Origin of the sequence: Caldithrix abyssi DSM 13497 (genome assembly GCF_001886815.1) — a bacterium.
Lineage (GTDB): Bacteria > Calditrichota > Calditrichia > Calditrichales > Calditrichaceae > Caldithrix > Caldithrix abyssi.
Genome location: NZ_CP018099.1, coordinates 137,388 through 150,544, shown reverse-complemented (window position 1 = coordinate 150,544; position 13,157 = coordinate 137,388). Strand labels below are relative to the sequence as shown.

Here is a 13,157-nt window from a genome sequence, read left to right as displayed (position 1 = left end):
GAGGCTAATAATGTACAGGAAACTTCTTTTTTCATTCATATTTATTTTATTTAGCACATCCTTAAGCTTAGCCCAAACTTTAAACATCCACACGACCGACGGGAATGTGCATTCTTACAATTTGATGGATATTGATAGCATCACCTTTAATGTAGGAGAAACGCCAACCCAGGGGCTGATTGCCTACTATCCCTTCAACGGCAATGCTAATGATGAAAGTGGGAATGGCAACAACGGCATTGTAAGTGGGGCAGTACTTGATACGAATAGACTTGGAATACAAGATAAGTCTTATAGATTTGACGGAATTGATGATTATATAAAAATACCGCCAATAGATTTAGGAAACACTAGAACAATTTCGGTATGGACAAAAACAACAATTACCGATACGAGCCAATCAATTATTTTTAGAGGGAATGTTTATTGGGGGGCCTATTATTTTTATTTATATATAACCGAAACCGGTGAATATCAATATGGCCATCTTCCTAACGGTGTTCGAGTGACAAGCGATGTCGTTGTAGCTGATAATAAGTGGCATCATCTTGTAACAACTTGGGATGGGAGTACATGCAATTTATATGTTGATGGCGAGTTAATAAAAACAGAACCATATACACAATTTCCTAATGGAAGATATAATGATGATGTTTATATAGGCACAGCTCATCATAACAATGATTCTTTGGTGAAGTTTTTTAGAGGAAATATTGACGATGTACGGATTTATAATCGAGTATTGACAGAAACGGAGATTCTTTATCTTTATCATGAAGGCGGTTGGAAGTAGAAATAGGAACCTTTTTTTGAATACAAAAGGAGTCTAGGTTAATTCAGAGGTTTATGTTTAATAGTTTTATTATTAATGAGTTAAATTTTAAAAAATTGGGGATTTCCCCAAAAATATATAAAAATAAAATCGTTAAAAAATGAGAAAGTCTTGATATTATTTAGAAAGGAGGGCAAAAATGGCAAAATCAATCTTATTTTTAGTTTTTATTTTTTTGTTTCCTTTTCTAATAAATTTATGTTAGGATCCAAATCATAAAGAAAATGGGGATTATATAGCTGGTGCTTATGTTAGACTTGGTGATTTTTCTGGATATTCAAACTCCTTAGGAATTATAAAATTTAGAGTTAAAGATAGTGACGAATACAATGTTGTTTAGCAGGATACTTTATGTATATGCAAATGGATTCAAAGAATTGAGAGGTGATGTTTCTTTATTTAAGAATTAAGAGTAGCCTATATACGTTATTAGACTTACTCGGAAATAAAAGCTATAGCAAAAAAATTATGTTAAAGGAGTCTAAAATGATTTTAAAAATAAACATATTTGTATTAATATTCTGTTTGCTATATTTGCAAATTAACCCAGTATTTTCTCAAAATAAAAAATATAAGTTAAAACCAACTATTGCAGTTTTAAATTTCTATGCAAACACTGGATATCAAGAAGTAGATGCCATGTTATCTCTTGGTACCCCTGAAACAATTATAACAGATTTGTCAAATATTGATGAAATTGATGTGATTGAAAGGAATAGAATTGTTGATGTAATGAAAGAAATATCTCTAAATCTATCAGGAGTTATTGATGAATATTCAGCACAAAAAGCGGGGAAATTATTAGGAGCTCAATATATTTTAATAGGTAATTGGCAAAAGTTTGGATCGTTATACAGAGTTAATGCTCGTTTAATAGAAACAGAAACGGGAAAAATAATTGTCGGTATTAAGGAAACGGGTACTGAAGAAACTTTATTTGACATCCAAGATAATATAAGTGAACAGATTTTATCTAAATTATCAATAGATTTAACGGATTCAGAAAAAGCAAAATTAAGAAAAAGAGAAACTATTTCAATTAATGCTTTCAAGGAATTTAGTCAAGGTTTAATGGCATATGATTCCGGAGATAAAGCAAAATTAAAGTATCACATGAGTAAAGCATTAGAAATAGATCCTAATTATGTAAAGCCAAAAGAATATATTTATGTTCCCATTAACGAAAGAGGTGAAGAAATGAGGTGGGGGTTAGGCATTGACAATCTAATCGGTCCGCCTCAAGCAAAATCAGAAACTGAGATGAGATTAAAAAACGGTATATTTGGTGCGATTGTTTGTGGAATAGTGCTTGGAGGAGGTAGTGCTTTATTGAAAAAGGATAACAGTGTAAGTGCTACATCTCTTATCATAACTTCCTCTGTATTAGGATTTTTTATAGGTTATTCTAATGACGTAAAAAAGAAAGAAAAAAATAAATGATAAATCTTTGAAACCATATTCAGAAGCTTATTTTTCTATAAATGTAGAGTGGATAGCAAGCAAAAGAATAGAAGATGATGAAAATGGTAACTGGTATTATGATACAGAATATTATTTAAAATCTTATAATATAAATTAATAAATTTTTATGAACAAAGAAATTCAATACATTGTATTATTAGTTTTGTTAATGTTTATTAAAGTTTATTCTTCATATAAATGGATAAAAATTAGAGAAATAGACATTGATGTTCAAGCTGTATTTTTTGCTGATACAGCAAGCGGTTGGATTGTTGGTAATGAAAACCAAACAGGTAAAATTTTTAAAACATTTGATGGTGGATACACTTGGATTTTGGTTGATTTCATAAATGGCGTTTTAAATGATATCTATTTTATTGATGAAAATAATGGTTGGGCTATCGGACATGATATGATTTATAATAAAGGAATAGTTTTAAAAACTATAAACAGAGGAATTAACTGGAAACGGATCAGGTTACCTTATAATGTATACCTTAAAAGATGCCAATTTCTTGATTCAAATTCTGGTTGGATGATATATAACATGGCAAGAGACACTATTTTTTATACAAATAATGGTGGAGAAGATTGGGAAGTAAAAAAAATTGGTTCTAATAAAAAAATTTTTTCTTTTGATTTTGTTTCAGAAGATACAGGCTGGGTGTGTTGTTCTGAAGGGAATATATATAAATCGGTAGATGGTGGTAATAATTGGATAAATCAAAAAATTCCAATTGATTGGCCAGTTTTAGTGATAGATTTTTTAAATAATAAGTTGGGATGGTGCGTTACAGGAAATAGCGCTGCCTTCCTCCAAACAAAAGATGGTGGCAAAAATTGGGATATTCTATTAGAAAGCATGACGCCGTGTGGAATTTTTTCTTTTTTATTCATGGATCATAAAACAGGCTGGGCCTGCGGGTGTAATGAAATATTTCATACTACAGATGGAGGATACCGTTGGATAAGAGAAATTGAAGTCTCTGTCTATCTGAAGGATATTTTTTTTGTTGATTCCTTACATGGTTGGTCTGTTGGTGATAAAACAATTTTAAAAACAATTCCCACAGACACATTAGGAACTTTCGTCGTAAATAGCCCTTCTAATAATATCAACACATTTTTACTTAAACAAAATTTCCCAAATCCATTTAATTCTTCTACAGTAATTAGATATAAAATTACTAAAGTTTCCTATGTGACAATAAATATTTTTAACTTTTCAGGACAAAAAATTCGGTCATTGGTGAGTAAAAAATATATTCCAGGAAATTACTCTATAACATGGGATGGTACCAATGATTATGGACAGCCAGTCTCCAGCGGAGTGTATTATTATCAGATTCGCTTTAACGATAAAGTGGAAAGCAAAAAAATGATCTTGATAAGATAGGAGGATAAAATGAATCACAAATATAATCTTTTACCAGACGAACAAGTTATTCTTGAATCCGATAATAAAATTTTAACATTGACAAATAAACGGATACGTTATGATTATGAAAAAATGGGAGGATCAGATTTTATAAGCATAACATTGGACTCTGTTTCTTCCTGTGGTCTTGAAACAAAATCATATCCCGTATTTTTAGTTCTTGCATTTATTTCTATGTTTGGTGTATTCGTGCTTGAAAGTGATGGGAAAATATTTGCTTTTGTACTGTTTCTTTTATTCATATTTATTTATTTTATTACTCGAAAAGCTTTTTTTATAATTTCTTCGAATGGCGGGCAAAATATTCAATTACCAGCAAGCTCCATGAGCAGAAGTGCTATTATTGAATTTCTGGAAACAGTGGAAAACGAAAAGATTAAATATTTAGAAAAGGTTAAAAGTTTTACTTAAACCTAAATTTCTAAAGTAAAAAATTTTAACAAAAAAATAGTATTGCCCTGTATTTACTAAGAGAATTATTTCCCCTAAATTTTAGAAAAATCTACCTAAAATTGCCATTATTTTACTCAATTCTTTTTCATTAGACGATTTTTCCTGTTACGAAACATTGAATTGGACGTACCTCGCCCTTTTATTCTTTTTAAAAAAATCAGACACAAAATTTTTATGAATCTTTGTTAATTTCTTACGTAAAACTCAAGGCGTCTATTCTTGAATCTATTTTAGACCACCAGCTCTTGTAATAATAAGAACTGTACATTCTTAGGTGTACTTGTCTGGCCGATTTGGTAATCTTTCCGGCTAATTGAATAAACCAGAGTCTAAAACTATGGGGCTCCTGGCGCCAGGCCTTCTCATCGGTTAATTTCCGAAACCAAACACTTATATTGTAAGCCAATACACTTAAAAGAAAAAATGTTTCATTTACCCAAAAATCTTTGGTCAAAATCATACCAGCATATAATTGATTTTTGACCGCCTCGATCCAGTTCTCGCTCTCTCCACGATCTCCATATAAATGATGTATATAAAGCGGGCTTTCTTCTATATTGGTGACATAACAAAAATAAGTATATTGTTTGTAAGGAAATAAACTGTCTTTTTCTACTATCTTCTCAAATTTACGTAACGCTACAAAACGTCTGGCCTTTGACCAACCTTGCGCACGATAATAAAATTCGCTCATCTCCCAACCTTCTAATTCCGGAATTGATTCCCAATCCTGGTCCTTTAGTAGATGTTCCAGATTTTTTAACTTGACTTTGACTAAATATTGAATCTGGCCGGAGTAACTTTCTAATAGGCTCAGAACTTTGTCATTAAAAAAGCCACTATCGGCACGGACAATTAAAAATCTTATTTGCTTGACTATCATAGAAAGCACCTGTTTTAAAAAGGCATCCGCATTATTGGCGGTGTAGGCATCCCCAGGTCGAAGCCAGGCCGCAATACACTCTTTGGTACTGTTGAGAAAAGCTAATAAGGGATGGTAGCTACGTTTGCCTTTATGCCTGGGATTAAATCCTTTTTTTGCACCTTCTTGTTTGCCATAGACCGTCTGAACCGTAGAATCCAAATCCAATATATCACGCTTTGTATGAAGTCTTCTATGAATCTTATTAGACAGAAAACCAATGACTTCTATTAATTGATTATTCTGACGAAAACTGAACTTTTTGAAACGATATCGGATCGTGTCAATATCCAAATGCCCATTGAGATCAAATAAGTGATGGATTAAAGGGTCTAAACTAAAATGTTCGATTTTTAAAAGACGATCCATACCGCCGAGTAAACCAAGAATCATTATATTGAAAATTTGAGCCAATGAATATTTTTGATTATGTCTTCCCTCTATGGTAAGTTTGGTTTCTATTAGTTTATCTATCCCTAACTTTTTCATGAATTTGTAAATTGGATATAAGCCGGAATAATTAGTTAAATTGCCGCCTGTAAAAGAAGTTTTGACACTTTTATGATTATTTTTTATTTTCATCTACAAGGTGCTCCTTTCTTTTGTTTTTTTGTTTTTGTAACTAACTTAATTTACAAATAATTGGAGCACCTTTCATCTTTTTTACATTAGAAATTTAGGTTAAATTTAAAATTTTTCAATAAAAATCTACAGGCAAAAAGATCTGTGATTTTGTTGACAAGATAATAATCGGTGATCACCAAAACTTCCTGGAGGTACGTGCAAGGTCTTAATCCCTGAGCTTTGTCCTTTCCTCACGTGCAGGTGGAATGAAAGATCACGCCGGATTTAGCTCTATTGTAGCGGTCAATACTCAACTAATAAAGATGAACTTTACTGGTGGGTAACGGCAAAGTAAGTTTCCATTTCAGATTAACGACTCTAAAAACCGTTCGGCGCTCGTGACTAAAATCCCATTTTTATGAATTTCATCAAGAACCAGTAAACCTTTCCCAGACGGAAAACGTTCACGAACAATCTTTTCTCTATCTTCTGCAGAATCCCAGGTCAGATAAAATTTATCGGCTTTTGGGCCCATTGCTTCTTCAAGAATCTTTTTAGCCAGCGTGGTTTTCCCGCACTGCCGTGGCCCAGCTACGAAAACCATTTTTTTTTAAGTCTTCTTTAATGCTCTTTTCTAAATATCGCTGGATGTATTTGACCATTTTTACCCCTATCCCATCTTGAACAAAATTTAAGCCCAAATCACCAAATTTCCACCTTCGGTTTTTGTAAGTTATTGGTTTTTTTGGATCGAGTTTTCGAGATGTCGTTGTAGTGCCCCATACTATATTGGTTTCCCCCTTGACTTAATTGACTGATATGATTATATTTGAACATGTTTATTAAAGAAGTCACAAAAAAGAATAAAGGGTACGATAAAACCTTCGTTTACCATCAATTGGTCGAATCCTATCGTACTGAAAAAGGCCCAAGACAAAGAAAATTGCTCAACCTGGGCAAGCTTACCATTCCTAAAGACCAATGGAAAACACTTGCCAATCGCATCGAAGAGATCATAAGCGGACAAACTTCACTGATCGAAGTGGATGAGCAAATTGAACAATTAGCCCAGCGCTATGCCTCGCTTTTAATTCAAAACAAACTAAAACAAGAAAAGGTAGAAAAAAAAGAAAGCCCACAGGAAACCGAGACCATTTTTACGGGCTCTGTCAAATTCAGAGATGCTCGCAGTATAGGAGGCGAATACATCAGTTTGATGATGTTAAGAAAGCTTAAGTTCAATGAACTTTTAAAAAAGCTGGGCTTTAAGGAGAAGGATATTAAACTGGCCGAACTGTTGATCGTTGGGCGCCTGGTGCACCCCTCAAGCGAATGGGCGACCTTACGCTGGGTCAAAAAGCAAAGCGCCATCGATGAGCTTTTAGAGTTAGACCTTTCAAGACTTTCTCACAATAAACTTTATCGAATTACGGATCAATTATTAGAACATAAGGACAAAATCGAGAATGGTTTAGTAGAGCAAGAGCGTCTGTTATTTTCCTTGCAGGAAAAGATCATCCTGTACGATTTAACCAATACGTATTTTGAGAGTAGCCGTACCAGTGAACTCAAGGCTCGCGGACGTAGTAAAGATAAGCGTCACGATATGCCCCTGGTTACTTTAGGCCTGGTATTGGATGAGGATGGATTCCCCAAGGAGAGTCGTCTTTTCTCTGGCAATGTTTCCGAACCAGAGACTTTGTCTAAAATTCTGGATACGATAGGCGGCAAAGTCAGGAAATTGATTATTTTAGATGCCGGGATTGCCACAGAAGAGAACTTGCAACTGATCACAAAGCGTGGACACGACTATCTGGTTGTCTCACGCAGTAAACCGGAAATCGAGATCGAAGAAAATGCTTTTAAAGAGATTAATCACGATCAACGCCATAAAGTGGAAGCCTATCTTTACCGTAAGGATAAAGAGCTTTATTTATACTGTCGCAGCGCCTCAAGGCAAAAGAAAGAGGAAGCCATTCGACAATTTCATCAGCAGCGCTTTGAGGCGGGGTTGAAATATGCGGCGGAGAGTTTGCACAAGAAACGAGGCACGAAGAAATATCCCAAGGTTTTAGAACGCATTGGCCGTATAAAGGAACGCCATGCAAAAGTGGCCTATTTTTATGATATTACGGTTAAGCATCACAATGGTATCGTGACAGAGATCAGCTGGAAGATAAAAGATGAGCAAAAGATGGATGATCGATTTTCCGGCACGTATTATTTACGGACGAGTCGTCTGGATTTAACGGATCGTGAGATTTGGCAGCTCTACATCAGTTTAACGGATGTGGAGGATGGATTTCGCTCGTTGAAGAGTGAATTAGGCTTAAGGCCTAATTTTCACCAGAAGGATAAACGCATTGAAGGGCATATTTTCATTTCGATTTTAGCCTTTCATGTATTGATAAGTCTTCAAAAACAATTACATGATGCAGGCGTTTATCATCGCTGGACAACCATTCGTGAATTACTTTCCGTACAGCAGCGAGTAAGCGTGGAGATGAAAACTCAGAAAGGAGATTTATTAGTTATAAGAGATACGACCGAACCGGAGGCGATTCATTATTTAATGGCGCAGGCATTTAAGATCAAGCCCAAGCCATTAGGTATGAAAAAGATAAGAATTTAAATATTGTAGTGGTAATAAAAAAGAACGACATGTTGTTTTTAAATAACTTAAATCGTTTTAGTGTTCAAGATGGGCTATCTTAAAAAAGTATGCACTATTTTAAGATGCGGTTTAATTTAGTCATTTTTTTTACTGGATTCAAATTGAACGTTTTTTGATCCAGAGCAGCGCAACCACAACTAAAAATAAACCGCAAAGAGCTCAAAAAAGTCACAAAGCGCAGAAAGAATGTTTTAAATTAAAATTGGCTTCTTGTTTCCTATAATCGCCTTCGTCCCCTGCACCTTCACTCCCAGACAAAAACTCAGAAATGACCGTACTTGTAAGGGCGAAGGATTTCTATCCCCACTTTATCCAGAGCGCTTTTTTTATATGACTAATGATTAATGTTTACCAGCGCTGAATTGTTCTTGGAAATCATACGTCCCTACGTAAACGGTGGTAAAAATTCACCACATTTGCAGAAACAAATTTGAAATAACAGACTAACTATTCAACCATTTTGACGACACAAAAATTTCAAATCCCGCCCCTAAATTACCCTGTGTACCATTTCCACTTTTTTTGTAGATTTTAGTAGCAACGAACGGTCGGAAAAGCGGAAGCATGAAAAACGATTTTCAACCGATTATTTACCGAAATATTCACGGCACGATTTTTCGCCTTTCCCTGCCGGGCATGATTTCCTCGGTGCTGGAAACACTGTTTCAGCTGATTGACGCTTACTGGGTGGGCAGGTTAGGCGCCGACGCGCTGGCGGCCATCGGCGGTTGCGCTTTTATTTTGTGGGCCATTTTTTCCTTAACCGCGCTTAGCGTTAACGGCATCGCCGCTCTGGTAGCCCAAAATATCGGCGCACAAAAGGCGGAAGAGGGACGCGTTGCCGCCGGACAGGGCCTGATTTTAAACACCTTAACCGTTGTTTTTGCCGGCGGATTGGTTTACCTTTTTCAAAACGACCTCTACCGCCTGATGGGTTTTGACGCCCGCGTTCTATCATTAGCGCGCCAATACATGTCCATCATTTTAAGCGGCATGATTTTCATTTTCTGGTTTACGGCGTTCGAAGCTGTTTTTCGCGGCCTGGGAGATACAAAGACGCCGATGATCGTTTTAGCCTTTGGCCTAACCTTAAACGCCATTGCCGATCCCTTTTTTATTTTTGGCTGGTGGATTTTTCCGGAAATGGGCATAGGCGGCGCGGCGTTTGCCACCGTTGTTAGCGAACTGGCAGCGGTGGTAGGATTGTGGTGGCTTTTAAAACGCAAGCATTACCTGCCGACGTTCAACCGGCGCCTGATAATCGACCGCGCATTGATGAAAAAACTGATGGCTATTGGCGCGCCGGTGGCCTTTGGCGGTTTCTTTTTCAGTATTATTTACGTTGTTTTGACACGCATCATTGCTCAATTTGGCATGGAAGCCATCGCGGCCATCGGCATCGGCCACCGCATCGAAGGCATTGCCTGGTTTGCCTGTGTGGGCTTTTCGGTTGCCGCTTCAACTTTAGTGGGGCAAAATGTAGGGGCAGGACGCATTAAACAGGCGGCAAAAGCAGCCTGGCTGGTAAACGGTTACGGCGTTGCCATTTTGCTGATTGTTTCGGCCATTTACTATTTTTTCCCCGATGTTTTGATGGGTGTTTTTACCCAGGACCCGCTCGTGCAAAAAATAGGAACAGACTATTTGCGCATCATTGCCCTGTTCGAAATCTTTCTCGCGCTGGAAGTGATCATGGAGGGAGCGTTTAGCGGCGCCGGTTACACCCTGCCGGTAATGCTGGTCAGCGTGCCCATTACGGCCGCGCGCATTCCGCTGGCTTATTTGCTGGCCGTAAACATGGGGCTGGGCGCCAATGGCATCTGGTGGGCCATTGCCATAACCACCGGATTAAAAGGCTTTTTAAACGCTGTCTTATTTGCCACGGGAATCTGGAAAAGAAAATTACAAAGGGAGGTTAATCATGAAATCGAGCAAAATCGTTAAAACACGGAAGTACCGCCTGGATATGAACGATAAAATTCTGAACAGCGGTTTTAATGATTTTAAAAAGTTCTTTGCGCTGGACAACAAAGCCTATCTGCAGGGCGCCATTCCGGTTAAATACAAAGAGTTGATGGGACTGGTGGGCAGCATGGTCTTGCGTTGTAATGACTGCATCTTTTACCATCTGGATCGCTGCGTGTCGGAAGGGGCAACAAAGGAAGAATTGTACGAGGCCATGAACATTGCGCTGATCATCGGCGGCTCCATTGTGATTCCGCATTTACGCTATGCTTTTGAAGTTCTGGAAGAATTGCAAACAATGGCAGAAAACGCGCCAGAGGATTGATTAGAAACGGCGATGTTTTGCCGACCAAAACCCAATATGGCCGGAAGGAGCAAAATTTTCACCGCTTCAAAAAAAGCGAGCATCCGTCCGGCTCAATGGTCCTTTAAAATAAACTCGATGCGCTCTAACTTGCCGTCAATTTTACCGTTTGGCACAATGCCCAGAATTTTACAAACCAGCGGGTAAACATCGACGTTGTGTAATGTCTGGCAGGCGTAGGCCGTTTTAAAGGCCGGGCCGGCGGCCACAAAAATACCCTGCATATCCAGCGTGTGATTGTCGTAACCGTGATTGCCCTTTGAAGGATGGCGGCGTACTTTTTCCAGCTCTTCAGGGCTACGCACAAATGTGTAACCAAGATGCGCTACCGCAACGATGTCGCCAACAAATGGACTGTTTTTATAATGAAAATAGTCTGGTAAATCTTCTTTTTTGTAAACTGAGAAATTCATGCGATTTTGATTCAACCGCTGAAAAATCTCTTCCTTTGCTTCAGGCGATCTGGTAAAAATTTGTACCAGCGGTCCGTAACCATCCACGCGAACCGCCTGGTCCTTCAACAGTTTGTACAAAAGAATCTGACCGTCCGGCCGCAGTTGCGTCATGCCATGATCCGATAAAACGATGAGATTTACTTTGTCCTTCATGCCAATCGAATCCAATTTACTGCGTAAAACGCCGAGATAGCGGTCCACCAGGCTAATGGCTTCGTTGATCTTTTCTGATTCCGGGCCGTAGCGATGGCCATAGGTATCCGTATCGCTAAAATACAAAAACAAAAGCTGCGGTCGTTTTTCTTCCGGAAGTTGTAACCAGTCAATAACGCCATTAATCCTTTCAATATGCGGAATGGAGCCGTCATATCGTTTAAAATAGTTCGGATGCCGATAAGAAAGATGAACTTCGGAGCCCGGCCAGAAAAAACTGGCGCTTAACACGCCCTGACGTCTGGCCGTTTCCCACAAAGCCTCTCCCCGGTACCAGTAGGCGTTGCGTACAGCCGAGGTATCGCCCAGGCGGTATCTCTGTTTGGTAAACGGATCGAAAAAGCTGTTGTTGATCAATCCATGATTCACCGGATAAAGTCCGGTAACAATGGTGTAATGATTGGGAAAGGTTTTGGAAGGGAAAGCCGGTTCAAAAGTAATGGCCCGTACGCCTTCATCGGCCATCTTTTGTAAGTTGGGCGTAATACCACGATCTAAATAATCCCAGCGAAAACCGTCAAATGAGACGATTAAAACATAGGGCTTGTAGTCTGGATTTTGAGCCGTTCCGATTGACAGAACAACTAAAATTAAAACGACGATTTGAGCTAAACGCTTCACAAAATTTCCTTTCGCAAAAATAGAATAAAATTTATGAGTTCACTTTAAATTTGAGATTTTTTTACTGTTTCAGTAACAAAATCCTTTAAAAGTAAGATTTCTCTCTTCATTCGAAATGCCGAACTACGTTTTTGAAAGCGAACTGATTCATAAAAAAGCAAAGAACGACTTGCCGCTTTGCTCAATGCAAAGACGACAAAACATGTACGAATGAATCGTCAACCGGTAATCAGACAAAAACTTCTTCATTCTTTCCGGATAACTTACAACCTTTAAACGGACGGCATGGCGCTGTTTACTAACTATTTTTTCATTTTTTTAAGCCAGGATTTTTTTGTTAGCTTTCTCAGCGCTTTTAAATAGGACTCCGTCTCTGTAAATTCATCCGGAGCATGGACCGTTTTCCATATATGCTCCAGGAGAACCGACCCAATGGCATGAATGGCTTCGTGTCGATCCAGGCCCTCGTTTTGCAATCTCTCCAGCGCTTCGACCACATCTGGCAAACCTTCGGCCAGTTGATTTTCAACAATAACATGAAAGGTTGCGTGCATGGTCTGATCCGGCAATTTAACGCCGGCCCGTTCATGATACTCCCGCACCAGGGTGTTTCTTTCCATTTCATCCAGTTCAAGCCACTCCTCCGGATGCGGGGCTACTAATGGGTTATACTCCATCGCTCATCCCTTTTTAAATTTATGACTTCTAATAGCGTTTTTGCTTTTATTCTTCAAAGCGATTTTTAACCGCCAATTTCGTCTCGATCATGTCCGAATGATCCAACCCCAAAAGATTGGTAATCTTACGCATCAGCGCGTCTTCGTATTTATCGATTCGTCCGTCGGCATAAACAATCTGCCAGAGATTGGTCAAAATTTTTAACCGCTGTTCCCGGCTCAAATGGTCTTTCAACACCGAGGCAAAACGCCAGATGTCGTGCCGCTCTTCCCGCGTTTCTCTGGCTTCATCGATTAATTGCTGAACTTCTGTGCCAGAGAGGTTGAACAAAGTATGTAGCGCCTTGAAAAGCTGCTTCTCTTCTTCGGGATGGACGTCGAAGTCGGCGTAAACCATTTCGATGAACAAACCGGCCGTGGCCACCTTTAAATCCTGTTCATCGATATCTTTTGAATGAGCCTCTTTTGAAATAAGTTTCTCAAGAAATTTTATCATTGCGCCGCGCTACCTTCCTTAA

Annotated in this window: 13 protein-coding genes; 8 read left to right on the top strand and 5 right to left on the bottom strand. The window is 38.2% G+C overall.

Translation table 11 applies throughout. The annotated features are described in order from the left end of the window. Positions 1-10 precede the first annotated feature (10 nt). The 5 genes from Cabys_RS00610 (at position 11) to Cabys_RS00595 (ending at position 4,142) form a co-directional block, all read left to right on the top strand. On the top strand, positions 11-793 hold the full coding sequence (locus tag Cabys_RS00610; protein WP_006927456.1) for a LamG domain-containing protein: 783 nt from the start codon (positions 11-13) through the stop codon (positions 791-793). A 525-nt stretch (positions 794-1,318) separates the two neighbouring features. After that, positions 1,319-2,272, top strand: coding sequence for a CsgG/HfaB family protein (locus Cabys_RS00605; RefSeq protein WP_044281010.1), 954 nt, complete (start codon positions 1,319-1,321; stop codon positions 2,270-2,272). Between the two features lie 7 nt (positions 2,273-2,279). After that, positions 2,280-2,411 carry a hypothetical protein gene (locus Cabys_RS20555; RefSeq protein ID WP_257786500.1) on the top strand — a complete coding sequence of 44 codons (132 nt, stop codon included), beginning with the start codon at positions 2,280-2,282 and terminating at the stop codon, positions 2,409-2,411. Between the two features lie 9 nt (positions 2,412-2,420). Continuing rightward, positions 2,421-3,689 carry a WD40/YVTN/BNR-like repeat-containing protein gene (locus Cabys_RS00600; RefSeq protein WP_006927458.1) on the top strand — a complete coding sequence of 423 codons (1,269 nt, stop codon included), beginning with the start codon at positions 2,421-2,423 and terminating at the stop codon, positions 3,687-3,689. Positions 3,690-3,698: 9 nt separating this feature from the next. Continuing rightward, positions 3,699-4,142 carry a hypothetical protein gene (locus Cabys_RS00595; protein ID WP_006927459.1) on the top strand — a complete coding sequence of 148 codons (444 nt, stop codon included), beginning with the start codon at positions 3,699-3,701 and terminating at the stop codon, positions 4,140-4,142. Between the two features lie 235 nt (positions 4,143-4,377). On the opposite strand, the gene Cabys_RS00590 is transcribed toward Cabys_RS00595, so the two are convergent. Then, a complete protein-coding gene (locus Cabys_RS00590) occupies positions 4,378-5,688 on the bottom strand; it encodes an IS1380 family transposase (RefSeq protein WP_006927461.1) in 1,311 nt (436 codons plus the stop codon). A 346-nt stretch (positions 5,689-6,034) separates the two neighbouring features. Beyond that, entirely contained in the window at positions 6,035-6,274 is a 240-nt protein-coding gene (locus tag Cabys_RS00585; RefSeq protein ID WP_071777810.1) for an AAA family ATPase, read from the bottom strand. Between the two features lie 231 nt (positions 6,275-6,505). Between Cabys_RS00585 and Cabys_RS00580 the strand changes: the two genes are divergently transcribed. The 3 genes from Cabys_RS00580 to Cabys_RS00570 all read left to right on the top strand — a co-directional run bounded on the left by Cabys_RS00580 (position 6,506) and on the right by Cabys_RS00570 (position 10,634). Further along, complete coding sequence (locus Cabys_RS00580; RefSeq protein WP_071961244.1) at positions 6,506-8,302, top strand: IS1634 family transposase; 1,797 nt, start codon at positions 6,506-6,508, stop codon at positions 8,300-8,302. A gap of 606 nt (positions 8,303-8,908) precedes the next feature. Further along, a complete protein-coding gene (locus tag Cabys_RS00575; protein WP_006927463.1) occupies positions 8,909-10,288 on the top strand; it encodes an MATE family efflux transporter in 1,380 nt (459 codons plus the stop codon). Next, on the top strand, positions 10,266-10,634 hold the full coding sequence (locus Cabys_RS00570) for a carboxymuconolactone decarboxylase family protein (RefSeq protein ID WP_006927464.1): 369 nt from the start codon (positions 10,266-10,268) through the stop codon (positions 10,632-10,634). The genes Cabys_RS00575 and Cabys_RS00570 overlap by 23 nt, the downstream gene beginning before the upstream one ends. A 92-nt stretch (positions 10,635-10,726) precedes the next feature. Here Cabys_RS00570 and Cabys_RS00565 read toward each other — a convergent pair whose 3' ends face one another. From Cabys_RS00565 to Cabys_RS00555, 3 genes are all read right to left on the bottom strand, one after another. After that, the gene (locus Cabys_RS00565) at positions 10,727-11,962 is read right to left on the bottom strand and encodes an alkaline phosphatase family protein (protein ID WP_006927470.1); all 1,236 of its coding nucleotides are present in this window, start codon (positions 11,960-11,962) and stop codon (positions 10,727-10,729) included. Positions 11,963-12,264: 302 nt separating this feature from the next. Then, complete coding sequence (locus Cabys_RS00560; RefSeq protein WP_006927473.1) at positions 12,265-12,639, bottom strand: DUF1841 family protein; 375 nt, start codon at positions 12,637-12,639, stop codon at positions 12,265-12,267. A gap of 46 nt (positions 12,640-12,685) precedes the next feature. Then, the gene (locus tag Cabys_RS00555; protein WP_006927475.1) at positions 12,686-13,135 is read right to left on the bottom strand and encodes a tellurite resistance TerB family protein; all 450 of its coding nucleotides are present in this window, start codon (positions 13,133-13,135) and stop codon (positions 12,686-12,688) included. Positions 13,136-13,157: the final 22 nt, after the last annotated feature.